The organism is Actinoplanes sp. NPDC051343 (assembly GCF_044455125.1).
In the GTDB taxonomy this organism is placed as follows: Bacteria; Actinomycetota; Actinomycetes; order Mycobacteriales; family Micromonosporaceae; genus Actinoplanes.
The window spans coordinates 96,324-122,655 of sequence record NZ_JBITEL010000002.1; the positions used below are offsets into that span (position 1 = coordinate 96,324).

Sequence of the window (26,332 nt, forward strand, 5' to 3'; positions counted from 1 at the left end):
CCTATGCCGCCTGCTGCTCCTCGAGGGCGGTCCGCAGACCGAGCGCCTCCGGATCGTGCGGGCGAAGGCGGAGCGCGGTGCCGACGGCGTGGCGGGCCCGGGCGCGGTCCCCGCCGTACGCGAAATGGTAGAGCGCAAGCGTGAGATGCGCGCCGAAATCGTCCGGCAGCAGGCCGGCGATCCGCTCGGCCACCTCGGTGGCCGACCGGAAGTCGCCGAGCTTGTGATGCTCGGCCGCCAGGAACGTGAGACGGTCGACGTCGTCCGGGTCGTCGGCCAGGTCGCGCTCGAGAAGCCGCAGGTAGAGACGGTTCTTCTCGGCCTCGCACTCGATCGCCGGCAGGTGGTGCTCGATGACGACGTGGCTGCGGCGCAGCCGGCCGCCGGCCTCGATGATCGCGGTGTCGATCGTCTCGTGGACCCGGTGGCGGTAGCGGAAACCGGGCCGCCGGGCGAACAGGCGAACGGCGTGGTCGACGGTGGTGCGCTCGCCGGCGCGCCGGTTGTGCCGGTTGACGACGTAGCCGGCCGCCTGGTTCCCGGCCGCGAGCAGCCGGACCAGGCCCGCGCTGTCCGGGTGCAGGGTCTCGTCGGCGTCCAGCACCAGCACGAAGTCGCCGTTCGCGGCCTCCAGCGACCGGTTGCGTGCGGCGGCGAAGTCGAGGTCGCCGAAGTCGTGGTGGAGGACGGTCGCGCCGTGGTCCCGGGCGATCTCGACGGTGTCGTCGCTCGAGCCGGTGTCCACGACGATCATTTCGTCGACCGCCTCGCGCGCGCCGGTCAGGCAGCGGTCGAGGACCGCCTGCTCGTTCTTGACGATCATGCACAGGCTCAGCATTTCGGTTCCTCCAGGTTCATCAGGCGGTAGCAGGTGGCGCGGAGTCGGGCCCGGGCCTCGCCCGGCACGGCGGTGATCAGCGGAGTGAGCTCGGGATGGCCGGCGGCCCTCTCGAGCTGGACGTCGATGGCGACGCCCGGGTCGTAGCGGCCGGCCAGCTCGCCGAGCCGGTGCGCGGGGGAGCCGGGCACGACCTCGTCGTCGGGGAAGGCGGCCAGCAGGGTGGGTTTGCCCAGCGCGGCGCCGTAGACGGTGACCGAGCCGTGGTCGCCGATCACGTAGCCGGCATCGGCCAGTTCCTGACGCCAGGCCCGCAGCGGCGGGACCAGGGTCAGGCCGCGGTCCAGGCTCTTCCTCAGCCAGAGGCGCAGCTGGTGCGGGCCGTACCGGGCCCAGATGTTGGGGTGCAGGATGAGGCGGGTGTCGTAGCCGGCCTCGACGACGGTCCGGACGATCTCCGGACGGGCGCCCAGCAGTGACCGGCGGCCCCAGGTGCTGGTGATCACGACCCTGCTGCTCTTCCCGGTCCTGAGGCTGCTCAAGTCGTCGAAGCAGGGGTCGCCGACCAGCACCGCCGTGTCCTTCACGGCCGGCACGTCATAGGGGCACGGCAGACCCAGCGCCGCGGCCCGCGGCCGGCCCGAAGCGTCCAGCAGCCACTCCGCGTCCAGTCCGAAGACGGAACGGCTTCCCGGCGCGTACTTCCCGAAGCCGGCCCCATGGGCCAGCGTGAGCAACGGCCCCCGCAGTTCGTCCAGCGGGCCGTGATGGCTGGCCGAGACGATCAGGTCGTAGCGCCGGGCAGTCGCCTCGCTCCAGGGCACCGTGGCCAGGCCGGCGCTCGCGACCTGCTCCGGCAGCCCCTCGGCGAACGGGTCGGACAGGTCCGACGTGGCCACGACGCGCACCCGCAGGTCACCGGCGAAGACCTCGGCGACGTCGAGCAGCCGGTCGAGCGTGGTGCCGTTGTGCACCACGAACAGCGCGGTGCGCGCCGCCGGAACGGTGTCCCAGATGTCCATGCCCGCACCATCGGGCCAAACCTGTCGGCGCGCTGTGGGACGACCCTGAGGAGTCTGTCAGGGTTCCGGTCCGGGAAGACCTCCGGGCTTTCCTCGATGTCCTTTCGCCGGACCGTTCCTAGGCTCCGGGGCCATGAGATCGATCACCATCGCCGCGCCCGCCCTCATGCTCGGCTACGGCATCGCCCGCTGGATCGACGGCCTGGACGGCTCCCGCCACAACGGCCCCGCCTGGACCATCGGTCACACCATGTTCTTCCTCGCCATGGTCCTGTTCGCCGTGCAGGCCGTCGGGCTGGCCCGGCTGGCCCGCGACCGGCTCGCCATCGCCGTACCGGCCGTGGCCGCGACGATCTTCGGCGCCGCCTGCTTCCTCTGGGTCATCGTCGGCGACCTGTTCCCGGGGTTCGACCACCCGCTGCCGGCCCTGGTCGAGAACGCCGGTCCGGCCCTGTTCGTGATCGGCATGGTCACGCTGCTCGGGCTGCAGTCCTTCGCGCGCCGGCTGCCCTGGTGGAGCCCGGCCGCGTTCCTGGTCGGGTTCGTCGCCACCAGCATCCAGCTCGACCTGCTCCCGTTCGCCGCGGCCCTGATCCTCGCCGGAAGCATCCCGGTCGCCCGCGGCGTCTTCGCCCCGACCCGTCGTGAGCTGCTGATATGACCATTTGTTGATGTTCCGTCCGGCTGCCTAACCTGCCCCGGGTGAGCCGTCACCGGCTGGACCTCCCGGCCTCCCAACGCCCGCGACGGCTACTCGCCGCCCTGCTCGCCCCGGCCGCGCCGGCCGGTCGGAGCCGGCGCACCGGCTCTCCGCCCCGGTGCCGGCGTCGTACTGCTGTACTCGCCGGACGCCGTCCCCGGCGGCCGCGACTACGTCGTCACCGACCGGCAGCGCACCACACCGCTGATCTGGCTGCTCGCCCTGACCGGCGCGGCCGTCCTCGCCCTCGGCCGCCTGCGCGGCCTCAGCTCGCTCGTCGGCCTGGCGGTCAGCTTCCTGATCCTGCTGTACTTCGTGATCCCGGCCCTGCTCGACGGCTCCCCACCACTGCTGATCGCCGTCGTCGGCGCCTCGGCGATCATGTTCGCGGCCCTGTTCCTGACCCACGGCGTCACCGTGCAAACCGCGGTCGCGATCGCCGGCACCCTGGCCAGCCTCATCCTGACCGGCGTGCTCGGCGCCGCGTTCACCTCGGCCCTGCACCTGACCGGCGTGGCCGGAGAGGACGACTCGCTCCTGTCGGCCACCCTGGGCCCGGTCGACACGCGGGGACTGCTGCTGGCCGGCATCGTCATCGGCGCGCTGGGCGTGCTCGACGACGTGACCGTCACCCAGGCCGAAACCGTCGCCGAACTGGCCGCGGCCGGCGTGGCGTCCCGGCGCAACCTCTACCGCGCCGCCGGCCGGGTCGGCCGCGCCCACGTCGCGTCGGCGGTCAACACGATCGTGCTCGCCTACGCGGGAGGCTCGCTGCCCCTGCTGCTGCTCATCGCGGCCGGCAACCAGCCGCTCGGCTCGCTGCTGACCGGCCAGTTCCTGACCCAGGCAATCACAGCGCCGTCGGCACGGTCGGCCTGGTCGCCTCCGTCCCGATCACCACCGCGCTGGGAGTGCTGGTCGCCGACGTCAGTGCATCATCGGGGGCAGCCGGAGCAGCTTCGTCGGCGGCCCGATGAACGGCCGCTGATCCTCCGGCGACAGGCCCGCGGCGTCGCAGCAGTACGCGACCGGGTGCCCGTAGTAGAGGTAGGCCCGCAGCACCTCCGAACCGGTGTCGTCCTGGCCGGCGTCGCCGCTGCCCGGACTCAGGTCGGCGGCGACCAGGTGCCCGTGATGGAACGCGATGCCCTGGCAGCCGCCCCTCGGGTCGACGCTCATCGCGTACGCCGAACTGCCCGGCGTGAGCCGGGCCAGCAAGCCCGGCGCCGCCGCGGTGAACCCCGCCCACTGCGTCACCACGCACCCGCCCGGCACATCGGTCACACCGACCGTGTGCAGCACCTCGTCGTCGGTCATGCCCTCCGACCACGGGTCCTCGGCCCACTGGACGAAATTCGGGATGTCGACCGGCAGCGCCCGCAGCCGCCCGGCCGCCTCCGCCGAATCGACGTGCGCCAGGCAGGCGATGCTCATGCCCTCGACCTCCGGGTCACCGACCGCCGCGATCCGGCGCCGCGCCCGCGCGATCGCCGTCATCTCGGCCGTCGTCAGATGCGAGTCGGGCGCCCCGAACAGCGTCGGGTGCGGTCCGGCCAGCGCCAGCCGGCCCGGCGACCAGCCGCCGATCAGCGGCGCCCACGGGTCGGCCCCCGCCTCGGCCAGCAGCTTGGCGACCTCATAGTGGCGGTGCATGACCGCCTCCCACAGCGCGGTGCGGCCCCGCCACCGCGCGTCGACGTCCCCGACCAGGCGCCGCTCGACGACCGGGAGCGGAAGACCCTGCCGCGCGGCCTCGTGCAGCGGCGGCGCCAGGTCCGGGTCCAAGTCGTCCACGCCCCCGAGTCTCCCAGCCGTCACAGCTCCAGGTGGCCGGTGTCGTTGAAGCAGACCGGCATCGGTGGGCTTTTTGCGGCCCGCGGTCGGCGGACTCGGCGTCCCGGTTACGGTTCATTTCCGGTACGTCCGCCCGGACCGGGTAGAGCTCCCCCGAAGGGAGGCCACCTTTGTTCGACGCCCACCTTTACCGGGGAACCGCCGCCGACTATGACCGGTATCGACTGCCGTATCCGCCCGCGCTGCTGTCGTCGCTCCTCGGGCGGGTGCAGGGACGCTCGCAGCTGATGGATCTGGCCTGCGGGACCGGGCAGCTGGCGTTCGCGTTGTGCCCCTCGTTCTCGTCTACGTGGGCCGTCGACCAGGAGCCGTCGATGGTTTCGATTGTCGCGTCCCGAGGTGTCGCCTCCGTGCGGGCGGTCGTGGCGTCGGCCTCTTCGCTGTCGGCGCCCGAGTCCGGCTTCGACCTGATCGTCATCGGTAACGCCTTCCACCGGCTGGAGCGCGATCGGGTGGCGGTGCTGGCCTACTCCTGGCTGAAGCCGGGCGGGTCGCTGGCGCTGTGCTGGTCGGAGTCGCCGTGGGAGGGGTCCGCGCCGTGGCAGGCTGAGCTGCGGGCGGTCCTCTCCTCGTGGCGTTCCCGGCTGGGGGACCGGCTGCCGTCCGGATGGGCGTCCGATCGGGCCGCGCGGCCCGACGCCGCCGTCCTGGAATCGGCCGGATTCTCGTTTCGGGGCCGTGTTTCGGTTGTCGTTCCGCACCGGTGGACCGTGCCGTCGGTGGCCGGGATCGTTTATTCGACGTCGTTCCTGCCCAGGGGGTTGTTCGGTTCTCTCGCCGCCGACTTCGAGGCCGAGCTGGCGGATCGCTTGCGGGGCGAGCTGAAGTCCCGAATCAGCTATGCCTATGACCTGGTTTCCAAGCCGGGCGGTGTCTGCGTCTGACCGCGGGGCTCCGCCCCACACCCCGGCCTCGGCTCGGAGATCTCTGCGCGGTCTGGGGTGGGTGGTTGGGCTCGGGTGAGCGCCTTGCGCCAGCCATGATGAGGCGATCTTGGCCGACGCGAGGAGATCATCCGAGCCTGGGGCCGTGGTTGGCCTTGGCGGCCAACGGTTGCGGCGGATCGTGTGGGCCCGCCAACGCGCCTTGAAGGTGGTCTTGAGCAGCGAGTTGCCTCGCTCACCGAGGGCGCGGACCGCGTTGTGTACCCGGTTGAACTGTTGCTCGACGGGGGTGCAGGACCGGTTCTTCGGTTTCTTGAACGCGACGGTGATCGTGGTCTGTTCGCCTTCATAGCCGAGGTCGCCGGGTACGCGCAGGTGATCGTCGATCCAGGTGGTGAACAGGGGCAGGATCTCGTCATGGTGACGCAGGGCAGTCGTGTCATGTTCCCGGCCGGGACGCACCGGTGAAGTCCGGAGCGGCCAGCCGTCCGGCGCGGTGATGACCGGGAGCCTGGTCGGCGAGCACGCTCAGGCCTTCGTGCAGGTAGGCGTATCCGGTCGAACGGCTCAACGCGTTGTCGCCGGCCAACTGGGCGATCCGGGTGCCGTCGAGCAGCCAGCGCAGGACCAGCATCGCTTGCCGGTAACAGCCCAGCGAGCGGGTCCCGGCGCGCGTGCCGAGACGTCGCCGTTGCGCATGCAGCAGACCCGATACGAACAACACGGTGTCCTCGGATACGGGCAGCGTGGCGGAATATGTGACACTCATAGCGGCGCAGGATCCCTGGTGAAGTGAACTGTGAGAGGAACACTTCCTACCGGGGTTCTGCGCTCTTTCGTTGCACGACGACACGCTCGCGTGTCCACACACGACAGCCAGATCGTAGCTCAGCGCGCTCAGGTGGTTACTCGGAAGCCTCAGTGAGTTTCAGGCCCCGACGTAGGACGCCAGATGGGAACCGGTCAACGTGGATGGGGCGGAGACCAGGGCCGCCGGCGGTCCTTCGAAGACTATTCGGCCGCCGTCGTGGCCTGCTCCTGGGCCCAGGTCGACGATCCAGTCGGCGTGGGCCATTACGGCCTGGTGGTGTTCGATGACTATTACCGACTTGCCCGAGTCGACCAGGCGGTCCAAGAGGCCCAGCAGCTTTTCGACGTCGGCCAGGTGCAGGCCGGTTGTCGGCTCGTCCAGGACGTAGATGTTGCCCCTGTCGGCCATCTGGGTGGCCAGCTTCACGCGCTGGCGCTCGCCGCCGGACAGGGTGGTCAAGGGCTGGCCCAGGGTGAGGTAGCCGAGGCCGACGTCGGCCAGGCGCTCGGTGATGCGGATCGCCGGGGGGAGGGAGATCGTCGCGAAGTAGGGCAGGGCCTCGTCGACCGACAGGGCCAGGACCTCGCTGATGTCGCGGCCGGCCAGCTTGTAGTTCAGTACGGACGCGTCGAAGCGGCGGCCCTCGCACTCCTCGCACGTCGTCGCCACGCCGGCCATTATGCCGAGGTCGGTGTAGATGACGCCGGCGCCGTTGCAGGCCGGGCAGGCGCCCTCGGAGTTGGCGCTGAACAGGGCCGGCTTGACGCCGTTCGCCTTGGCGAAGGCTTTGCGGACCGGTTCCAGCAGGCCGGTGTACGTGGCGGGGTTGCTGCGCCGGGAGCCTCGGATCGCCGACTGGTCGACGGTGACCACGCCGTCGCGGCCGGAGACCGAGCCGTGGATCAGTGAGCTCTTGCCGGAGCCGGCCACGCCGGTGACCACCACCAGCACGCCCAAGGGGAGGTCGACGTCTACGTCCTTGAGGTTGTGGGTGGCGGCGCCGCGTACCGGAAGGACTCCGGACCTGGTCCGGACCGCCTCCTTGAGTTTCGCCCGGTCGTCGAGATGGCGGCCGGTGAGGGTGCCGCTCGCCCGGAGGCCGTCGACCGTGCCCTCGAAGACCACCCGGCCGCCGGCCGCGCCCGCGCCCGGCCCCAGGTCGACGACGTGGTCGGCGATGGCGATGGCTTCCGGCTTGTGTTCGACGACGAGGACGGTGTTGCCCTTGTCGCGCAGTTGGAGCAGCAGGTCGTTCATGCGCTGGATGTCGTGGGGGTGCAGGCCGATGGTGGGTTCGTCGAAGACGTAGGTGACGTCGGTCAGCGACGAGCCGAGGTGGCGGATCATCTTAGTGCGCTGGGCCTCGCCGCCGGAGAGGGTGCCTGCGGGGCGGTCGAGGCTGAGGTAGCCGAGGCCGATCTCGACGAACGAGTCGAGGAGGTGCTGGAGCGAGGTGAGCAGCGGGCCGACCGACGGGTCCTGTACCGAGCGGATCCAGGTCGCCAGGTCGCTGATCTGCATGGCGCAGCAGTCGGCGATGTTCGTTCCGTTGATCTTCGAGGAGCGGGCTTCTTCGCTGAGCCGGGTGCCCTGGCAGGACGGGCAGGTGTGGAAGGTGATGACCCGCTCGACGAAGGCGCGGATGTGCGGCTGCAGGGAGTCGACGTCCTTGGCGAGCATCGACTTCTGGATCCGGGGGATGACGCCCTCGTAGGTGAGGTTGATGCCCTCGACCTTGATCTTCGTGGGTTCCTTGTAGAGCAGGTCGTTGAGTTCGCGCCTGGTGAACTTTTTGATCGGCTTGTCGACGTCGAAGAAGCCGGAGCCGAGGAAGATGCGGCCCTGCCAGCCGTCCATGCTGTAGCCGGGGATGGTCAGGGCGCCCTCGCTGAGCGACTTGGTGTCGTCGTACAGCTGGGTGAGGTCGAAATCGGAGACCGACCCGCGGCCCTCGCAGCGGGGGCACATGCCGCCGAGGATGCTGAAGCTGCGTTTCTCCCTGACCTGGCGGCCGGCCTTTTCGATGTTGACCGCGCCGGCGCCGCTGATCGAGGCGACGTTGAACGAGAACGCCTGAGGTGAGCCGATGTGCGGCTTGCCGAGGCGGCTGAACAGGATGCGCAGCATCGCGTTGGCGTCGGTGGCGGTGCCGACGGTGGAGCGCACGTCGCCGCCCATGCGTTCCTGGTCGACGATGATCGCGGTGGTGAGGCCGTCGAGCACGTCGACGTCGGGCCGGGCCTGGGTCGGCATGAAGCCCTGGATGAACGCGCTGTAGGTCTCGTTGATCATGCGCTGGGACTCGGCGGCGATGGTGCTGAAGACCAGGGAGCTCTTGCCCGAGCCGGAGACGCCGGTGAAGACGGTCAGGCGGCGTTTGGGCAGCTCGACGTCGACGTCCTTGAGGTTGTTCTCACGCGCGCCGTGCACGCGGATCAGGTCGTGCCGGTCGGCGGCGTGGGTCATCACCACAACCTAGCGGGGTCCCGTGGCTCCTGGCTTCTCCATTCCTGCTGATCTCCACTGAACCGTTTCACTGCCGCGATCGGCTCGCCGCCTTCCGGCCTTCGGCCGAAAGTTGCGGAGATCGACTTTTTCGCGCGCCTTGCATCGGTCCTGCTTGCGGGTTGTACGCCGGGCAGCTGCAGCTTTGTCACCAGTCGAACACGAGGACATTGACTGTTGTGATTACCGCAACACGCTTGTAATGTTTCGGTCGATCCGGATCAGCACCACCTTTCACGGTTAAGAACAGTCACGTCCTCGACTGCTGGGAAGGCATCGGCATGTCTGATCCCCTCGTACGCTCCAAACGGCGCTTCGCCGGCGTCGCCGTGTCCGCGACCGCCGCCGCCGTCGCGCTCGGCACCGTGCTCTCGGTTTCCACCACCGCGAACGCGGCGTCCACCCTCGGTGCCTCGGCGGCCGCCACCGGCCGCTACTTCGGCACCGCCGTCGCGGCCTACAAGCTCAGTGACACGGTCTACTCCGGCGTCCTCGACCGCGAGTTCAACATGATCACGCCGGAGAACGAGATGAAGTGGGACGCCACCGAGCCGTCCCAGGGCCAGTTCAGCTTCACCTCGGCCGACCAGATCGTCGCCCACGCGCAGGCGCACGGGCAGCGGACGCGCGGGCACGCCCTGGCCTGGCACCAGCAGCAGCCCGGATGGGTGGCCTCGCTGTCCGGCACCGCGCTGCGCAACGCGATGATCAACCACATCACCGGGGTGGCCACCCACTACAAGGGCAAGATCTACGCCTGGGACGTGGTGAACGAAGCCTTCTCCGACAACGGGGACGGGTCGCGGCGGCAGTCCAACCTGCAGGCCACCGGCAACGACTGGATCGAGGTGGCGTTCCAGACCGCGCACGCCGCCGACCCGGGCGCCAAGCTCTGCTACAACGACTACAACACCGACGGGGTCAACGCGAAGTCGACCGGGGTCTACAACATGGTCAAGGACTTCAAGGCCCGCGGGGTGCCGATCGACTGCGTCGGATTCCAGTCCCACATCAACTCGGCCTCGCCGGTGACGTCGGACTACCAGGCCAACCTGCAGCGCTTCGCCGACCTCGGCGTCGACGTGCAGATCACCGAACTCGACATCGCCGGGTCGGGCACGGCGCAGGCCGACACCTACGCCCGGGTCGTACAGGCGTGTCTCGCGGTCGCCCGGTGCACCGGGATCACGGTGTGGGGCATCCGGGACAGCGACTCGTGGCGGTCGGGTGACACGCCCCTGCTGTTCGACAACAATGGCAACCCCAAAGCGGCCTACACGTCGACGCTGAACGCGCTGAACGCGGGCGGTTCGTCGTCGCCGCCCACCACCGGGCCCACCACCGGTCCGTCCACGTCGCCTCCCACCACGGGGCCTCCCACCACGGGGCCTCCCACCACGGCGCCCCCCACCACGGCGCCCCCCACCACGGCACCTCCCCAGGGCGGCTGCTCGGCCTCGGTCTCGGTCAACCAGTGGAACGGTGGATTCGTCGCCACGGTCACCGTGACGGCGGGATCCAGCGCCGTCAACGGCTGGACGGTCGGCGTGACGCTGCCCTCCGGTGCGGCGGTCACCAGCTCGTGGAGTGCGACCGGCAGCGGCACGAGCGGGTCGATCAGCTACTCCAACGTGTCCTACAACGGTTCCCTCGCCGCGGGCCGGAACACGCAGTTCGGCTTCCAGGGCACCGGAACCGGTCCCTCCGCGACACCGTCCTGCACGGCTCGCTGAATGCTTCTGTCCGGCCCGTCCTCCCGTACGAAAAAAGAAGGACCCCTCCCATGAGAAAGAGTTTCTGGGCGGCCCTGGCCGCCGCCGTCCTCGGTGTGTTCTTCCTCTTCCCGACCAACCCGGCCGCCGCGGCGTCACTGAACGAGGTCACCGGGTTCGGCACCAACCCGACCGGCATCCGGATGTACCTGTACGTGCCCGACCGGCTCCCCAGCAACCCGGCCGTGCTCGTCGCCATCCACTACTGCACGGGTTCCGGCCCGGCCTTCTATTCCGGCACCGAGTTCCACTCGCTGGCCGACCAGTACGGCTTCATCGTCATCTACCCCTCGACGGTCCGGTCCGGTTCCTGCTGGGACGTCTCGTCGTCCGGCGCGTTCAGCCACAACGGCAACAGCGACCCGGTCGGCATCGTGTCGATGGTCAAATACGTGCAGTCCAAATACCACACCGACACCTCGCGGACGTTCGTCACCGGTGCCTCCTCCGGCGGCATGATGACCAACGTCATGCTGGCCGACTACCCGGACGTCTTCGCGGCCGGCGCCGCGTTCATGGGCGTGCCCGACACCTGCTTCCAGGCGACCGCCGGCAACCCGGCCGACCCCTCGCAGCAGGCCGGCTGGAACAGTGCCTGCGCCAACGGCCAGGTCAGCAAGACCGCGGCCCAGTGGGGCGACGCGGTGCGGGCGTCCTACCCGGGCTACTCGGGGCCGCGGCCGCGCATGCAGCTGTGGCACGGCACGGCCGACACGACGCTGAACTACAACAACTTCGGCGAAGAGATCAAGCAGTGGACCAACGTTCTCGGCGTCAGCCAGACCCCGGTCCAGACGGACACGCCGCAGTCCGGCTGGACGCGCACGCGGTACGGCAACAACTCGGCGCAGGCGCCGGTCGAAGGCATCAGCGTCGCCGGCGTGGGGCACTCCCTGCCGCTGTCGGGGCAGGCGAAGATGGCGATCACGTTCTTCGGCCTGGACGGTTCTCCGGGTGGCGGCACGACCCCGCCGACCACGCCGCCCACCACGCCGCCCACCACGCCACCCACCACGCCGCCCACCACTCCGCCGACCTCACCTCCGGCCGGGGGCGGGGCCTGCAAGGTGACCTCGAGCGTCAGCGCCTGGAACACCGGGCTGACCAACAACATGACGATCACCAACACGGGGTCGTCGGCGGTCAACGGGTGGAGCCTGGTCTTCACGCTGCCGTCCGGCCAGACGATCACGTCGGGCTGGAACGCCACCTACTCGCCGACCTCCGGGCAGGTGACGGCACGTAACGCGTCGTACAACGGGGCGCTCGCCCCGGGCGCCTCGACCACGATCGGCTACCAGGCCAATCACAATGGCAACAACGGCGCACCGACCGGCTTCACGCTGAACGGCAGCGCCTGCTCCTGACCGTCCGGTATGGATGCCGCCGCGGGCTCTCGGGCCCGCGGCGGTTCTCCTGCTCCCGCGCGACATCGTAGGGTGTGAGTATGTTGACCGAGAGTGATCGGGTTCAGCTGGCTCCCTACCTCACCCGGATCCACGCCGCCCGGGCTGCCGTGCCGGGAGCCGAACGCGCGGCCGAGCAAGCCGAGCGGGACGCGGCCCGGGAGTGCCAGGCGGTGCGCCACCCGATCGACGCCCTGGTCGAGACGGTCCGGGACGCGACGCAGAACGGACGCGACGAAAAGGCCCGGCAGGAGGCGGTGAGTGCGCGACTTCGCTACCCGGGCCATCTCCGGCAGGCGGCCAAGGCGGTCGCAGCCCTGAAGTTCGCCGTCGAACCGGTGAGCGAGGCGGCCGCCCTCGCCGGGACTCCAGCGCCGAGCCTGCGATGGCACGACACGGCTTTCGACCGGCTCCCGCGTACGGCGGAGGGCGTCGCGGTGCTCGGGCGCCTGGCCCGCGAACTGCCGAAGCTGCGAGGGACGCGCAACCGCGTCGACCGGCTCCGGGCAGACCTGCTCGAGGTGCAGAGGCGGACGGCCCGGGCTCAGCGGGCAGCCATGATCGGGGCCCGCGACAGGCTGCTCGAGGAGTCAGCACCGTAGTACCGCTAGCCCTACCCGAAGAGGGTGGCTCGCCGCAATGACCCCGGCCGGCCGCCGCCCTAGCGTCTTTGCCATGACGACAACGACGATGACCAGGGCCGAGGCGGCTGTGACCCTGCGCGGCGTGACCCGGGTCTTCGGCCGGGGCGGCGCTGCGGTCCGGGCCGTCGACGATGTGACACTGGAGTTTCCCCGAGCCGGCTGGACGGTGGTCATGGGGCCGTCCGGGTCCGGCAAGTCCACCCTGCTGCACTGCGCGGCCGGCCTCGAGCGGGTCGACGCCGGGCAGGTCCTCATCGGAGACACCGACCTCACCGCGGCGCGCGACCACGACCTGACCGCGCTGCGCCGCACCCGCATCGGTTTCGTGTTCCAGAGCTTCAACCTGATCGGGTCGCTGACCGCCGCGCAGAACGTGGCGCTGCCGTTGCGGCTGGCCGGCCGTCGCCCGCGTACCTCCGAAGTGCGCGAGACCCTCGCCGCGGTCGGCCTCGCCGACCGGGCCAGGCACAAGCCTCGCGAGCTCTCCGGCGGCCAGCAGCAGCGGGTCGCGATCGCGCGGGCCATGGTCACCCGGCCCGAGGTGCTGTTCGCCGACGAGCCGACCGGCGCGCTCGACTCCTCGGCCGCCCGGGTCGTGCTCGACCTGCTGCGCCGGATGGCCGACGCCGGTCAGAGCATCGTCATGGTCACCCACGATCCGCTGGCCGCGGCCCGCGCCGACGCGGTGGTCTTCCTGCGCGACGGCCGGGTCGTCGACCGCCTGGCCGGCGCCGGCCCGCGCGAGGTCGCCGACCGGCTCGCCGGATGGGAGGCCGCGCGATGATGGGCATGAGCCGGGCCGGCCTGGCCGAGCGCTGGCCGCTCTTCGCCGGCGCGTTCGTCTCGGTCACCCTCGGGGTGGCGCTCGTGCAGTCCTCGCTGCTTCTGCTGATCTCGGCGGCCACGATGGACCCGCCGGCCGGCATGGGCGCCGCCGCCCGGATGGAATTCTCCGACAACATCGCGGCCGTCGTCTCGATGCTCGGCATCGTGCTCGGCCTCGCCACGTTCCTGGCCGGCTTCGTGATCAGCTCGACGTTCGCCTTCACGGTGGCCCAGCGCCGCCGCGACCTTGCCCTGCTGCGGCTGGTCGGCGGCAGCCGCGGTCAGGTCCGGCGCATGCTGCTCGGCGAGGCGCTGCTGCTCGGCGGCCTCGGCGCCGCGGCCGGGGTCCCGGCCGGGCTCGCGGTGATGGCCGCCCAGGAGGGGCTCCTGCGCACCCTCGGCTTCGTGCCGGCCGGCTTCCACGGCCAGTGGCGGGAGTGGATCCTCGCCGTCTCCTTCGGAGCCGGCATCGGCCTGGCGGTCTCCGGCGCGGCGGTTGCCGCGCGGCGGGCTTCCCGGGTACGCCCGTTGGAAGCGCTCCGGGACACCGGCGAGGCGGCCCGCGTGATGACCGTGACCCGGTGGATCGCCGCTCTGATCTTCTTCGGCGGCGCGCTCGCGCTCGTCATCGTCGCCCCGCACGGCGGCGTCGGCGGCGGAGCGGCGATGGCGATGAACGTGCCGTTGCCGGCGGCGGTGGCCGCGGCCGCCCTGAGCCCGCTGATCGTCCCGCTCGTGGCCCGCCTGCTCCCGACCGGCGCCGGCGTGGCCGGGCTGCTCGCCCGGGCCAACCTGCGCGATGCCCGCCGGCGCAGCGCCTCGATCGCCGCGCCGGTGATCGTCCTGATCGCGCTGGTGGCGGGCACGGCCGGCGCTCAAGCCGCCTTCACCGCCTCCGGCGTCGACCAGATGCGCCGCCAGACCCACGCCGACCTCGTTGTCCAGGGCCAAGGCCCACTCGGCGCCCGCATCGCCGATGTGCCCGGCGTGGCGGCCGCTTCGACCGAAACCGCAGTACCGGCCACGATCGTCACCGGCCACGGCGAAGACGAAGAGTCCGACACGGGCATCGCTCTGGTGATCGACCCACCCGCGTACGAAAAAGCGCACGGCACCGCAAGCGCCCTGACCGAGTTGCACGGCCGGGCCGTGGCCGCAGGCTCCGGCGGCGAGGTCCCGTCGAGCGGAAACATCCGTCTGAAGCTGCCCGACACCGACCTCGGCGAGCTACCGGTCGTGGCCGGCGTGCCCGCCACGATGAGCGGCGGCGCCAACCTCCTGCTGCCGCCCGGCGTCGTCCCGCCGAACCTGCTGGCCGACGCACCGACCCAGTCGTTCGTCTCGCTGGCGCCCGGCGCGGACCGGAACGCCGTACGCGCGGCCCTGTCCCGCATCGGCCACGTCTCCGACCTCGACCCGTGGCTGAAGGCCGACGCCACCGACCGCAACTCCACCAGCAACAAGATCATGGTGGTCGTGATGGGACTGGGCGGCCTCTACGCCCTGATCGGCGTCATCAACTCGATCGTCATCGGTGCGGCCGCCCGCCGCCGGGAGTTCGCCGAGGCCCGGGTCACCGGGCTCACCCGCACCCAGGTGGTCCGCTCGGCCCTGGCCGAATCCGCGGCCGTCACCGTGGCCGGCCTGATCCTGGGCGGCGTGGCCGCCGCCGGAGCCCTGATCGCCGCCGCTGCCTCGACCGCGGCGGTCACCGGGCGGGCCGCGTGGTCGCTGCCGTGGCCGCTGATCGCCGCCGTCTGCGCCGTGGCGCTGCTGGTCACCGCCATGACCAGCCTGATCACCTCGTGGTCCGCCACCCGCCGGCCGCCGGTCACCCTGCTGGGCGCCCGCGAGTAGCCCGCCTTTGTCCTGGTTCAAGCACTTCAGCGACCCGAGCGCGGTGCCGGCCCGTCCGGTCGCCGCGCTCGCGTCCTCGCCGGCTGCGGCCAGTCGTGCCAGCCGGTCCGCGGCTGCGCTCCTCGAGTCAGCCGGCGAAAGCAGGATCACGGCCGGCCTTTCCTCTGCGGTGTCGGGGCTGCCTCAACGCTGCATGAAGGGCCGCCGGGCGACGACCGCAGGCGTTGCATGGTCGGCGCCACGCGCCTGACGCCCGGGGTCGCCCGGGTCCGCAGGTCCCGAACGGCTCGGTAGGTTGTCGGTCATGACGGACGTGCGGCTGGAGTCGATGACCGAGGATCAGTACAAGCCGTGGCGGGCCGAGTCCGAGGCGCATTACGCACAGAGCGTCGCCGCGTCGGGCCAGCCGGCTGAGGACGCGGCCCGCAACGCCGCCGACACCTACGCGCGGCTGCTGCCCGACGATTTCGCCACCCCGGACCACCACTTCTGGTACGCCTACGACGGTGACCGCCGGGTCGGCTTCCTCTGGATCAAAGTCACCCACGACACCGCGTTCGTCTACAACGTCGCCGTCGAACCCGACGTACGCCGCCAGGGCTACGGCCGCGCGATCATGCTGGCCGCCGAGCGCTGGTGCCACGACAACGCGCTGACCAGGATCGGTCTGCACGTCTTCGCCCACAACACCGGCGCCCGGGCCCTTTACGAGCAGCTGGGCTTCACCGAGACCGGCCGCAACATGGCCAAGGACCTGTAACGGCGAAACGGCCGTTGGCGGCGCTGCGGTTCACCTGGCGGTGGCGCTTCCGTCGACGTGCCCGGTCGTGGTGTGCCGAGGGCCGTACCCGGCCGGCCCCGCCCGTCGTTGGTGGCCACCCTGGTCGGGAGCGGCGACGGCGGCTGCCGCCGGAGCGGCAGCCGGCGGTCCGGGGGGCAGCGGGGCGGCTGGTTTCAGAGGCGGAAGCCGCCGCTTGCCTCGATGCGCTGGGCGGTGATCCAGGAGGTGGCTTCGGAGGCCAGGGCGGCGATCGCCGGGCCGATGTCGTCGGCCTGGGCTATGCGGCCGAGGGCGGTCAGGCCGGTCATCGCGGTCTGCGCCTGTTCGCTGTTGCGCAGGTAGGCGTCGGCGAAGTCGGTTGCTACCGGGCCGGGGGCGATCGTGTTGACCGTGATGCCTCGGGGGCCGAGTTCGGCCGCCCAGTAGCGGGTGAGTACCTCGACGGCGCCCTTCATCGACGCGTAGACGGCGTAGGGGACGGTCACGAAGCGGGCGAGGCCGGTGGAGACGTTGATGATGCGGCCGTTGTCGGCCAGCAGCGCCGGATCTGCGGTCAGGGCCTGAGTCAACAGGTAGACGCCCTTGAAGTGGACCGCGAACAGCTGGTCGATGGTCTGCTCGTCGGTTGCGCCGAGGACGGTGTTGCCGGCGAAGCCGGCGTTGTTGACCAGGATGTCGAAGCTGTCGCGGCCCCACGTCCTGAGGACGCCCCGTAGCGTCTCGGTGAACTCGGGGAAGCCGGCGGGGACGCCGGTGTCGAGCCGGATCGCCTCGGCGTTGCGGCCGCGGGCGGTGACGGCCTCGACGACCTGCCGCGCCTCGTCCTCGTGCGACCGGTAGGTGAAGACGACGTCGATGCCGGCTCCGGCGAGTGCCTCGACCGCGGCCCGCCCGAGGCCGCGGTTACCGCCGGTGACGAGCGCAATTCTGGTGGACATGGGTTTCCTCTTCCTTGGCGGCACGATCGGCCGTTCGGTATCGATCGTGGACCGGTCGCCGGGGGAGAGGCAGGACTCGTTTACCCAGGGTTCGGAAATCCCTGGGTCGAGGCCGCGCTGCGGCCTTGACCCACCGCTCCGGTCGCGTGCGGCAGCGGCGAAGCCGGGGGCTGGGGTGCTGCTTTCGGGAAGCGGTTATCGCGTACGGGAAAAGGTTTTCAGAAGCCGATATCCAGGCCGGCGTAATTTTCGGCCAGGCCGGTGGCGCCCGCTTCGCTCGAGGTGACCCAGCGGAGTTGGGAAAGCTGGAGCTGGGCGTCGAATTCGTCGCCGGAGGCGTGCAGCATCGTCGTCATCCACCACGAGAAATGGGTGCAGCGCCAGACCCGGCGCAGGGCGTCGTCGGAATAGGAGTCGGCCAGTCGGGAATTGTTTTCGCGGAGCCAGGCGGTCAGGGCGCGGCTCAGCAGGGCAACGTCGGCGATCGCCAGGTTGAGGCCTTTCGCGCCGGTCGGGGGAACGATGTGGGCGGCGTCGCCGGCGAGGAAAAGGCGGCCGTGGCGCATGGGGGTCTGCACATAGCTGCGCATCGGCAGGACGCTTTTGTCGGTGATCGGGCCGGGGGTCAGTTTCCAGCCGTCCTGGCCGTGGCCGAGCCTGGTCGCCAATTCGTCCCAGACGCGTTGGTCGGGCCATTCGCCGGGGTCGGTGCCGTTGGGGACCTGGAGGTAGAGGCGGCTGACGGTGGGGGAGCGCATGGAGTGCAGGGCGAAGCCGTTGGGGTGCGAGGCGTAGATGAGTTCGTCGGTGGAGGGGGCCACGTCGGCGAGGATCCCCAGCCACGAGTAGGGGTAGGTGCGTTCGTAGTGCCGGGCGGGTACGGCGTGGCGGCTGGGGCCGAAGGAGCCGTCACAGCCGGCGATGACGGCGGCGTCCAGCCGGCCACTTTCGCCGGACTTGTCGGTGTAGGTGATGTAGGGGGCGTCGGTGGCCACGTCGTGGAGGACCGTGTCGGTGACCTCGTAGATGACCTCGGCGGTGCCGGCGGCCACCAGGTCCTTCTGGACCTCGGTCTGGCCGTAGACCCAGACGCTGCGGCCGGTCAGATCGACGAAGTCCAGGTGGTGGCGTTCGCCGGGCCATTGCAGGTAGACGCCGCGGTGCTCGTGGCCCTCGGCGTGGAGGCGGTCGCCGAGGCCGACCTCGGTGAGGAGTTCCACGCTCGAGTGCTCGAGGATGCCGGCGCGGATGCGGGAGGCGACGTAGTCCTGCGAGCGCGTCTCCAGGACGACCGAGGAGACGCCGCCGCGGGCCAGCAGGTGGGCGAGCAGTAGGCCGGCCGGACCGGCGCCGACGATGGCGACCTCGGTTTTCATCCTTCCAGCGAACGGTAGTGCCGGGTTCCCGGCAAGGCCCTATTTCCACTCACCGGAAGCCAGGGTGCGGCTGATTCCCCGCGCGGCCACCTGCAGGGCGGAGATCAGGCGGGGCTTCTCGCGGCGAAGATCGGGGACGACGATGCCGAGGGCGGCGACGACCTCGTCGCCGCCGTCGGAGGGGGAGGAGGAGCCGGAGGCGCTGGGGCCTCGGATCGGTACGGCGACCGAGCTTGCGCCCAGGCTCATCTCGTCACCGGTGGTGGCGTAGCCGTCGATGCGGACCCGTTCGAGCTGGGCGAGGAGGCGGGCCGGATTCCGGACGGTGTACGGCGTCACCCGGGGCAGACCGCTCAGAACGGCCTCGACGACGTCGGCCGGGGCGTACGCCAGCAGGACCTTGCCGACACCTGTGGCGTGCAGGGGCAGCCGGGAGCCGATCTTGCTGACCACCGGCACCGACACGTGGCCGGAGAGCCGGTCGATGTAGAGCACCTCGGTCCCGTCCCGCACCGCCAGGTGCACCGTGGCGAGGGTCGCGCCGTAGAGATCGTGCAGGAACGGCGACGCGGCCTGCCGGAGGCCCGAGGAAACCGGGGCCAGCAGGCCCAGGTCCCACAACCGGCGGCCGATGACGTATTCACCGCTGGACAGCCGGTCGAGTGCACCCCATTTCTGCAGCTCGCCGATCAACCGGTGCGCGGTGGCGAGGGGCAGGCCGGCCCGCTTCGCCAGGTCGGTCAGCGTCAGCCGGCGGTGCTCGGGATCGAAGGCCCCCAGCACGTCCAGGGCGCGTGACGTCACGCTGGCGGGCATGGCACCCCTTCCGCTCAGTGGAAGCCAAGTATCGCGCCGTTCCCTCGCAGCGCCTAGCGTCACCCACGTGGACACCCAGGCCGACATCAACGCGGAGATCGCCGCGCGGGCCGGGGAGAAGGGGCCGCAGCCGCGCCTCGACTACCCGGCCTACCGCAGCAGCGCGCTCCGCCACCCCCTCCACGAGCCGCAACCGGTCGACCCGGAAGGCGTCGAGCTGTGGGCGCCGGTCTTCGGCCACCGCGACGTCGGCGAGACCGAGGCCGACCTGACGATCCAGCACGCGGGCGAGCCGATCGGGCAGCGCATGACGGTCGGCGGCCGGGTGCTCGACGGCGACGGCCGGCCGGTCGCCGGGCAGCTGGTGGAGATCTGGCAGGCGAACGCGGCCGGGCGCTACCGGCACCAGCGCGACCAGCATCCGGCGCCGCTCGACCCGAACTTCACCGGGGCCGGGCGCTGCCTGACCGGCCCGGACGGTTCCTACCGGTTCACGACCATCCGGCCGGGTGCCTACCCGTGGCGCAACCACCTCAACGCGTGGCGGCCCGCCCACATCCACTTCTCGCTGTTCGGCACCGACTTCACCCAGCGGCTGGTGACCCAGATGTACTTCCCGGGCGACCCGCTCTTCGACCTCGACCCGATCTTCCAGTCGGTGACCGACCCGAAGGCCCGCGAGGCGCTGATCGCCACCTACGACCACGATCTGACCACGCCCGAGTTCAGCGCCGGCTACCGGTGGGACATCGTGCTGACCGGCGGTCACCGCACCCCGTTGGAAGAGGACGCCGAGTGAACCCGTCGCCGGGACAGACCGTAGGGCCGTTCTTCCATCTCGGGCTGCCGATCGACCGCGGCAACGAGTTGGTGCCGCCCGCTTCGCCGGACGCCATCCGGCTGCACGGGCGTGTTCTCGACGGTGCCGGCGAGCCGGTGCCGGACGCGATCATCGAGATCTGGCAGGCCGACCCGTCCGGCAACGTCGTGACCGAGGCCGGCTCGCTGGACCGCGACGGCTGGACCTTCACCGGCTGGGGACGAGCCGCGACCGATCCGGACGGGCACTACTGGTTCTCGACCGTCGAGCCGGGGCCGACCGGGGCCGGGCGGCCGCCGTTCTTCGCGGTCACGGTGTTCGCGCGCGGGCTGCTCGACCGGCTGTTCACGCGGGCCTACCTGCCCGACCCGGAGTTGTTCGGAGCCGATCCGGTGCTGTCGGCGCTGGCTCCCGAGCGTCAGGCCACGTTGGTGACCTTCCGTGAGGCGCAGGGGCTGCGGTTCGATATTCGCCTGCAGGGTGAGGGCGAGACCGTGTTCCTCGGCTACCCGGGGCAGCGACAATCTTGGGCGTGACCGATCTGTTGTGGCCCGGTGATCATCGAGCGGGAGATCTGTTCGGTGACCGGGCTTTCGTCGCCGCGATGATCCGTGTCGAGCAGGCGTGGTTGCGGGCCCGGGGCCACTCCGGCGACGTCGCGTTCGAGCCCGACCTGGAAGCGCTGAGCGTAGCCTCGGAGGACGGCGGCAATCCGGTCATCCCGCTGTTGAACGGCCTGCGGGCCCGAGGTGCCCCGCCCGAGCTGCACCAGGGGCTGACCAGCCAGGACGTGCTCGACACGGCTCTGGCGCTCTGCCTGCGCGACGCGACGACGCGGATCGCCGGGGACCTCGGCCGGTCGGTCGACACGACCGCGTCTCTGGCCGACCGGCACCGGCACACGCCGATGGCCGGCCGCACCCTCACCCAGCACGCCATCCCGATCACTTTCGGACTCAAGGCGAGCGGCTGGCTCCAAGGCCTCCTCGACGCCCGGGACCGCCTGGCCGACACCGCCCTGCCGATCCAGCTGGGCGGCGCGGCCGGCAGCCTCGCCGCCCCGACCGCACTCTCGGGCTCGCCGGCCAGAACCCGCGAATGGGTCACGGCCGCGGCCCAGGACCTGGGTCTGCCCGTACGCGACCCCTGGCACACCAACCGCACCCCGGTAGCGGCCGCCGGCGACGCCCTCGTCACGTGCACCGACGTCTGCGGACGCATCGCCAACGACGTGCTCGTGGCCGCCCGCCCCGAGATCCACGAGCTGATCGAGAGCCCGGACGGCGGCCGCGGCGGCTCCTCGGCCATGCCCGACAAGCACAACCCGGTCCTGGCCGTCCTGATCAAGCGGGCCGCGATCGCCGGCCCGCCGCTGGCCGCCACCCTGCACGCCGCCTCGGCCGCCGCGGTCGACGAACGCCCCGACGGCTCCTGGCACGTCGAATGGGCGACGCTGCGCACGCTGGCCCGCCGCACCGTCGTGGCGGTCTCCCAGACCGCCGAACTGCTGGCCGGTCTGAAGGTCGACGCCGGCGCGATGGCCGCGACGCTGGAGGCGGCGCGTCCGGGCATCGACGCGGAGCAGCGCAAATACGACGACGGCGCCGGACCGTACCTCGGGGCCACCGACGACATCATCGACGCGGCGCTGGCCCGCGCCCGGGAGGGTGCAGGATGGCGGGCATGATTCTGAACGCCACCGTGCTGAAGGACGCCCCCGGGCGCCCGCTGCTGCTCCTCGGACCGTCGGTCGGCACGACGGCCGAGACGCTCTGGGCGCGATGCGCGGCCCGGATGCGGGGCGACTTCCACGTCGTCGGCTGGGACCTGCCCGGCCACGGCCGCAGCGCGCCGGCCACCTCCGGTTACACCGTCGGCGACCTGGCGTCCGCGGTCCTCGCGCTCGCCGACGGCCGGCCCTTCCACTACGCCGGCGATTCGATCGGCGGCGCGGTCGGCCTGCAACTCCTGCTCGACGCCCCCGACCGGGTCCTCAAGGCCGCCGTCCTGTGCACCGGCGCGAAGATCGGCGAGCCGGCGGCCTGGCACGAGCGTGCCGCCCTGGTCCGCGACGAAGGCATCGAGGCGGTCGTGGCCGGCTCGATCGAGCGCTGGTTCGGTCCCGGCTTCCGGCAGCGGGAACCGTCGGCGGCGGAAGCCCTGCTCGGCGCGCTCCGCGCGACCGACCCGCAGAGTTACGCCTACGCTTGCGAGGCGCTCGCGCTTTTTGACGTACGCGCTGAGCTGTCCCGCATCGAGCAACCCGTCCTGGCCGTCGCCGGCGCCCACGACAGGCCGACCCCCGTCGCCGGTCTCCGGCTGATCGCCGACGAGGTCCTCGACGGCCGCCTGGTCGTCCTCGACGGCGTCGCCCACCTGGCCCCGGCCGAACTCCCCAGCGGCGTGGCGGCCCTGCTCGACGGCCACTTCGGCGGCGACGAGGGCACAGCCGTGCGACGGGCCGTACTCGGCGACGCCCACGTCGACCGGTCCCAGGCCGGCACGACCGACTTCACCCGGGAATTCCAGGACTTCATCACCGCGTACGCCTGGGGTGGCATCTGGACCCGCCCCGGCCTGGACCGCCGCAGCCGCTCGATGATCACGCTGACCGCGCTGGTGGCCCTCGGCCACCAGGAGGAACTCGCCATGCACGTGCGGGCGGCCCGCACCAACGGGCTCACCGACGACGAGATCAAGGAAGTGCTCTTGCAGGCAGCGGTCTACTGCGGTGTCCCGGCCGCGAACACGGCGTTCCGCATCGCCCAGAAGGTCCTGGCCGAATGAGGGCGTCGGTGCACACGCCCGCCGGGGCGGTGGCCGCGGTCGAGGACGGCGCGACCGTGCTGGTCGGCGGGTTCGGGATGGCGGGCATGCCGGTCGAGCTGATCGACGCCCTCATCGAGCACGGCGCCGGCGACCTGACGATCGTCAGCAACAACGCGGGCAATGGGGACACCGGGCTGGCCGCATTGCTTGCGGCCGGCCGCGTACGCAAGGTGATCTGCTCGTTCCCGCGGCAGAGCGACTCCTGGGTGTTCGACGGGCTGTACCGGGCCGGCAGAATCGAACTCGAAGTCGTGCCCCAGGGCAACCTCGCCGAGCGGATGCGCGCCGCCGGGGCCGGGATCGGCGCCTTCTACAGCCCGACCGCGGCCGGCACGCCGCTCGCCGACGGCAAGGAGACCCGCACCATCGACGGCCGCGAATACCTGCTGGAATACCCGATCCACGGCGACGTCGCCCTGATCAAGGCGCACCGGGCCGACCGGATGGGCAACCTGGTCTACCGCAAGACGGCCCGCAACTTCGGCCCGGTGATGGCCACCGCGGCCCGCATCACGATCGCCCAGGTGGCCTCCATTGTGGAGGTCGGTGCGCTCGACCCGGAGGCCGTCGTGACCCCGTCCATCTACGTCGACCGCCTGGTGGAGGTGCCGGCATGAGCCTCTCGCGAGCCGAAATGGCAGCGGTGGTGGCCCGGGACATCCCGGACGGCTCGTACGTCAACCTGGGCATCGGCCAGCCGACGACGGTGGCCGACTACCTTTCGCCGTCCCAGGGCATCGTGCTGCACACCGAGAACGGCATGCTCAACATGGGCCCGCTGGCCACCGGCGACGCCGTCGACACCGACCTGACCAACGCCGGCAAACAGCCGGTCACCGAACTGCCGGGAGCCGCCTACTTCCACCACGCCGACTCGTTCGCGATGATGCGGGGCGGCCACCTCGACGTCTGCGTGATGGGCGCCTTCCAGGTGTCGGCCACCGGCGACCTGGCCAACTGGCACACCGGCGCCCCGGACGCGATCCCGGCCGTGGGCGGCGCGATGGACCTGGCGATCGGCGCGAAACAGGTCTTCGTGATGATGAGCCTGTTCGCGAAGGACGGCTCAGCCAAGCTGGTCCCCGAGTGCACCTACCCGCTGACCGGCAAAGCCTGCGTCAGCCGCGTCTACACCGACGTGGCCACGTTCCTCATCGAGCCGGACGGGGTCCGGGTCCGCGAGACCTACGGCATCACCTTCCACGACCTGGCCGCCCGGCTGCAGCTGCCGGTAGTCCGATCCGCCTGATCGCCCCTCACCTCGCCGAGATGGCCGGTGCTCGGCTTCAGACCGTCCGCGATAAGCCGTCGCGGCCGCCTCTCAGCGGCGGAGGCCGTGCTGGCGGTGGGTCAGCTTCTCCATGGTCGAAGCGGGCAGGAGGCGCCTCAACGTGAAGGCGAGCGGCGCCCGGCTGCCCACCGCGTACCGCTGGCGGGGCCGCGGCGCCTCGATTGCCTTCACGATGGTGGCGGCCACCCGCGACGCCGGGGTGCCGGCGCCCTCGTTGCGGTCGAGGGCGGCCAGCATGCGGTCGAAGTCGGCCCGGAACACCGAGTCGGGCGCCGTGTAGCGGGTGCGGCGTTCGCTGATGCCGGTGTTGACGGAGCCCGGTTCGACCGTGGTCAGCCACACGCCGAACGGGGAGTATTCGTGGCGGGCGCCGCTCGTGAAGCCGCGCAGCGCCGCCTTCGAGGCCACATAGGACGACCGGTAGGCGAGCGGGAACGAGGCCAGCATCGAGCCGACCATCACCACGCGGCCGTAGCCCCGCCGGCGCATGCCGGGCAGGGCCAGCTGGGACAGGCGCACCGGGCCGAGGACGTTGATGTCGAAGAGGCGCCGGAGGGCGTCGCCCGGCAGTTCCTCGAACGGGCCCGACTGGCTCTCGCCCGCGTTGTTGACCAGCACGTCGACGTCGGCCAGCACCGGGGCGAGCGCCTCGATCGACGAGGGCGACGTCAGGTCGAGCGGTACGAACTCGACGTCGCCCGCCGGGGAGGCAGGCCGGCGGCTCGTGCCGATCACCTGGTAGCCCCGCGCGGCCAGGGCCGACGCGGTCGCCTTGCCGATGCCGGACGATGCGCCGGTGACCAGCGCGGTGCGATTCATCGCTGCACCCTACCGGTCGCTCAGGTCACGAGCATCGTGCCCATCATGGCCATGTCCTCGTGTTCCAGGTTGTGGCAGTGGAAGACGTAGCGGCCCGGGTAGTCGGCGAACGCGACCCGGATGGTCGCCTGCTCGGACGCCCGCAGGTCGATCGTGTCGCGCAGTCCGAGGTCGTCCGGCCCGGGGCCGGACAGGCCGCGCGACACGACCTCGAAGTGGCCCAGATGCAGGTGTACGGGGTGATCGAAGTCGGACGTCAGCTGCCAGTGCTCGGTCGTGCCCAGGCGTGGTGTCGTGTCCGCCCGGGACGGATCGAAGTAGTGCCCGTTGATCGTCCAGGTGTGGTGGGCGCCGAGCCCGAAGTGCAGTGTCCGGGTGACGGCCGGGGCGGCGAAGGCGGGTTCCGGTGCGAGCCGGTCGGGGATCCGGCTGGGGTCGCCGGCCGTGCCCGACACGAGGAACCGCATGACCTGCGACGTGCCGCCGCTGCCGAACTCGTTGCGCAACGTGACCTGCTGGCCGTCGGCATAGGCCGCGAAGTCGACGACCACATCACAGCGCTGCGCCGGAGCGAGGTCGAGGGTGTCGCGCCGGACCGGTGCGGCAAGCAGGCCGCCGTCGGTGCCGATGACCACGAAACCCGCGGAGGGCGGCGACAAGGACAGCCGATAACGCCGGGCGTTGGAGCCGTTGAGCAGGCGCAGCCGATGCCGTACGCGGGGAAGCTCGGCCACCGGCCAAGCCGCACCGTTCACCGTGATGACGTCACCGAGAACGCCTCCTCGATAGGCGTCGGTCACTCCGGGTGTGTGCAGGAGGGTCGGATCGAGGCCGGGGTAGAGCAGCGAGCCGTCGGCGTCGAAGGACCGGTCGGCGATCATCAGCGGGATCTCGCGGTCGCCGTGCGGGAGGCCGAGCGAACGCTCGTCGGCGTCCCGCACGAGGTGGAAGCCGGCCAGGCCGCGCCAGACCGCGGGGCCGGTGAAGTCCATGCGGTGGTCGTGGTACCAGAGGGTGGCCGCGGGCTGCCTCATCGGATAGATGTAGTCGCGGGTGCCCTGGGTGACCGCGCCGCCGTGATCGTGGGCCGGCACCGGCCCGGCGGGCAGCAGGAAGTCGGTCGGGAAGCCGTCCGAGCCGGCCGGGGTGTGGCCGCCGTGCAGGTGCACCACGACCGGGACGGGCAGCGCGTTCCGATGGCGGACGATCGTGGGCCGCCCGCTCTCGGACACGATCGTCGGGCCGGGGAACATGCCGTCGTAGCCCCAGATGCGGGTGGCGACGCCGGGCAGGATCTCGGCCGTCCCGGCACGTTGCGTGATCTCGTAGTGGTCACCGTCGGCGTCCCGGCGGACCGGCGTGAGTACGGCCGGTGTGCGCAGCGGCGTCTGGAACGGCTTGGGGAGCCGAAGCCGGCTGGGAAGCAGGGCTCCGGTCGAGCCGCTCCCGCGTACGCCGTCGAGAAGCGGCACCCCGATCGCGGCCGCCGCGCCGGCCCCTCCGAGCATGTGCAGCAGAGCGCGCCGGTTCATTCGGTCACCGCC

General features: G+C 71.3%; 23 protein-coding genes and 3 pseudogenes. 16 read left to right on the plus strand and 10 right to left on the minus strand.

All coding sequences use genetic code 11. The annotated features are described in order from the left end of the window. Position 1: 1 nt before the first annotated feature. Entirely contained in the window at positions 2 to 838 is an 837-nt protein-coding gene (locus tag ACIA5C_RS07190; protein WP_396052215.1) for a glycosyltransferase, read from the minus strand. After that, on the minus strand, positions 832 to 1,860 hold the full coding sequence (locus tag ACIA5C_RS07195; RefSeq protein WP_396052216.1) for a hypothetical protein: 1,029 nt from the start codon (positions 1,858 to 1,860) through the stop codon (positions 832 to 834). The genes ACIA5C_RS07190 and ACIA5C_RS07195 overlap by 7 nt, the downstream gene beginning before the upstream one ends. 133 nt (positions 1,861 to 1,993) lie before the next feature. On the opposite strand from ACIA5C_RS07195, the gene ACIA5C_RS07200 reads away from it, so the two are divergent. Further along, entirely contained in the window at positions 1,994 to 2,521 is a 528-nt protein-coding gene (locus ACIA5C_RS07200; protein WP_396052217.1) for a hypothetical protein, read from the plus strand. A gap of 294 nt (positions 2,522 to 2,815) precedes the next feature. Then, positions 2,816 to 3,352: pseudogene (locus ACIA5C_RS07205) on the plus strand (YibE/F family protein); the annotation flags it as partial. 135 nt (positions 3,353 to 3,487) lie between these two features. On the opposite strand, the gene ACIA5C_RS07210 reads toward ACIA5C_RS07205, so the two are convergent. Then, positions 3,488 to 4,354: an ankyrin repeat domain-containing protein gene (locus tag ACIA5C_RS07210; protein ID WP_396052219.1), complete on the minus strand. Its 867-nt coding sequence runs from the start codon at positions 4,352 to 4,354 to the stop codon at positions 3,488 to 3,490. Between the two features lie 170 nt (positions 4,355 to 4,524). On the opposite strand from ACIA5C_RS07210, the gene ACIA5C_RS07215 reads away from it, so the two are divergent. Further along, entirely contained in the window at positions 4,525 to 5,298 is a 774-nt protein-coding gene (locus ACIA5C_RS07215) for a class I SAM-dependent methyltransferase (RefSeq protein WP_396052221.1), read from the plus strand. 198 nt (positions 5,299 to 5,496) lie between these two features. On the opposite strand, the pseudogene ACIA5C_RS07220 reads toward ACIA5C_RS07215, so the two are convergent. Then, positions 5,497 to 6,067 (minus strand): annotated as a pseudogene (locus ACIA5C_RS07220) (transposase family protein); the annotation flags it as partial. Between the two features lie 159 nt (positions 6,068 to 6,226). After that, entirely contained in the window at positions 6,227 to 8,575 is a 2,349-nt protein-coding gene (locus ACIA5C_RS07225) for an ATP-binding cassette domain-containing protein (RefSeq protein WP_396052223.1), read from the minus strand. A gap of 320 nt (positions 8,576 to 8,895) precedes the next feature. Here ACIA5C_RS07225 and ACIA5C_RS07230 point away from each other — a divergent pair, with 320 nt between their 5' ends. From ACIA5C_RS07230 to ACIA5C_RS07255, 6 genes are all read left to right on the plus strand, one after another. Beyond that, the gene (locus tag ACIA5C_RS07230; protein ID WP_396052225.1) at positions 8,896 to 10,347 is read left to right on the plus strand and encodes an endo-1,4-beta-xylanase; all 1,452 of its coding nucleotides are present in this window, start codon (positions 8,896 to 8,898) and stop codon (positions 10,345 to 10,347) included. 50 nt (positions 10,348 to 10,397) lie between these two features. Further along, entirely contained in the window at positions 10,398 to 11,753 is a 1,356-nt protein-coding gene (locus ACIA5C_RS07235) for a PHB depolymerase family esterase (RefSeq protein ID WP_396052226.1), read from the plus strand. A gap of 80 nt (positions 11,754 to 11,833) precedes the next feature. Continuing rightward, complete coding sequence (locus ACIA5C_RS07240; protein ID WP_396052228.1) at positions 11,834 to 12,394, plus strand: hypothetical protein; 561 nt, start codon at positions 11,834 to 11,836, stop codon at positions 12,392 to 12,394. A 73-nt stretch (positions 12,395 to 12,467) separates the two neighbouring features. Further along, positions 12,468 to 13,220, plus strand: a complete 753-nt coding sequence (locus ACIA5C_RS07245; RefSeq protein ID WP_396052230.1) for an ABC transporter ATP-binding protein — start codon at positions 12,468 to 12,470, stop codon at positions 13,218 to 13,220. Continuing rightward, positions 13,217 to 15,118: an FtsX-like permease family protein gene (locus ACIA5C_RS07250; protein WP_396052232.1), complete on the plus strand. Its 1,902-nt coding sequence runs from the start codon at positions 13,217 to 13,219 to the stop codon at positions 15,116 to 15,118. The genes ACIA5C_RS07245 and ACIA5C_RS07250 overlap by 4 nt, the downstream gene beginning before the upstream one ends. Before the next feature lie 304 nt (positions 15,119 to 15,422). Beyond that, on the plus strand, positions 15,423 to 15,878 hold the full coding sequence (locus ACIA5C_RS07255) for a GNAT family N-acetyltransferase (RefSeq protein WP_396052234.1): 456 nt from the start codon (positions 15,423 to 15,425) through the stop codon (positions 15,876 to 15,878). 194 nt (positions 15,879 to 16,072) lie between these two features. On the opposite strand, the gene ACIA5C_RS07260 is transcribed toward ACIA5C_RS07255, so the two are convergent. The 3 genes from ACIA5C_RS07260 to ACIA5C_RS07270 all read right to left on the minus strand — a co-directional run bounded on the left by ACIA5C_RS07260 (position 16,073) and on the right by ACIA5C_RS07270 (position 19,029). After that, positions 16,073 to 16,837 (minus strand): SDR family NAD(P)-dependent oxidoreductase, encoded by a 765-nt coding sequence (locus ACIA5C_RS07260; protein WP_396052236.1) that lies wholly within the window; start codon positions 16,835 to 16,837, stop codon positions 16,073 to 16,075. A gap of 218 nt (positions 16,838 to 17,055) precedes the next feature. Continuing rightward, on the minus strand, positions 17,056 to 18,213 hold the full coding sequence (locus ACIA5C_RS07265) for a 4-hydroxybenzoate 3-monooxygenase (protein ID WP_396052237.1): 1,158 nt from the start codon (positions 18,211 to 18,213) through the stop codon (positions 17,056 to 17,058). 39 nt (positions 18,214 to 18,252) lie between these two features. Then, entirely contained in the window at positions 18,253 to 19,029 is a 777-nt protein-coding gene (locus tag ACIA5C_RS07270; RefSeq protein ID WP_396052239.1) for an IclR family transcriptional regulator, read from the minus strand. A gap of 67 nt (positions 19,030 to 19,096) precedes the next feature. On the opposite strand from ACIA5C_RS07270, the gene pcaH reads away from it, so the two are divergent. The 7 genes and pseudogenes from pcaH to ACIA5C_RS07305 all read left to right on the plus strand — a co-directional run bounded on the left by pcaH (position 19,097) and on the right by ACIA5C_RS07305 (position 23,927). Then, positions 19,097 to 19,828, plus strand: a complete 732-nt coding sequence (gene pcaH / locus ACIA5C_RS07275) for a protocatechuate 3,4-dioxygenase subunit beta (protein ID WP_396052240.1) — start codon at positions 19,097 to 19,099, stop codon at positions 19,826 to 19,828. Beyond that, positions 19,825 to 20,385, plus strand: coding sequence for a protocatechuate 3,4-dioxygenase subunit alpha (gene pcaG, locus ACIA5C_RS07280; RefSeq protein WP_396052241.1), 561 nt, complete (start codon positions 19,825 to 19,827; stop codon positions 20,383 to 20,385). Before pcaH ends, pcaG begins: the two co-directional genes overlap by 4 nt. Then, a complete protein-coding gene (locus tag ACIA5C_RS07285; protein ID WP_396052243.1) occupies positions 20,382 to 21,536 on the plus strand; it encodes a lyase family protein in 1,155 nt (384 codons plus the stop codon). The genes pcaG and ACIA5C_RS07285 overlap by 4 nt, the downstream gene beginning before the upstream one ends. A 107-nt stretch (positions 21,537 to 21,643) precedes the next feature. Further along, positions 21,644 to 22,219, plus strand: a pseudogene (locus tag ACIA5C_RS07290) (alpha/beta fold hydrolase); the annotation flags it as partial. 42 nt (positions 22,220 to 22,261) lie between these two features. Next, the gene (gene pcaC / locus ACIA5C_RS07295; RefSeq protein ID WP_396053088.1) at positions 22,262 to 22,636 is read left to right on the plus strand and encodes a 4-carboxymuconolactone decarboxylase; all 375 of its coding nucleotides are present in this window, start codon (positions 22,262 to 22,264) and stop codon (positions 22,634 to 22,636) included. Further along, positions 22,633 to 23,295, plus strand: coding sequence for a 3-oxoacid CoA-transferase subunit A (locus ACIA5C_RS07300; RefSeq protein ID WP_396052245.1), 663 nt, complete (start codon positions 22,633 to 22,635; stop codon positions 23,293 to 23,295). Before pcaC ends, ACIA5C_RS07300 begins: the two co-directional genes overlap by 4 nt. Continuing rightward, positions 23,292 to 23,927 (plus strand): 3-oxoacid CoA-transferase subunit B, encoded by a 636-nt coding sequence (locus ACIA5C_RS07305; RefSeq protein WP_396052247.1) that lies wholly within the window; start codon positions 23,292 to 23,294, stop codon positions 23,925 to 23,927. Before ACIA5C_RS07300 ends, ACIA5C_RS07305 begins: the two co-directional genes overlap by 4 nt. Positions 23,928 to 23,999: 72 nt before the next feature. On the opposite strand, the gene ACIA5C_RS07310 is transcribed toward ACIA5C_RS07305, so the two are convergent. Continuing rightward, entirely contained in the window at positions 24,000 to 24,788 is a 789-nt protein-coding gene (locus ACIA5C_RS07310) for an SDR family oxidoreductase (protein ID WP_396052249.1), read from the minus strand. A gap of 20 nt (positions 24,789 to 24,808) precedes the next feature. Then, a partial coding sequence (locus ACIA5C_RS07315) for a multicopper oxidase family protein (RefSeq protein ID WP_396052251.1) occupies positions 24,809 to 26,332 on the minus strand: 1,524 nt, incomplete at its 5' end.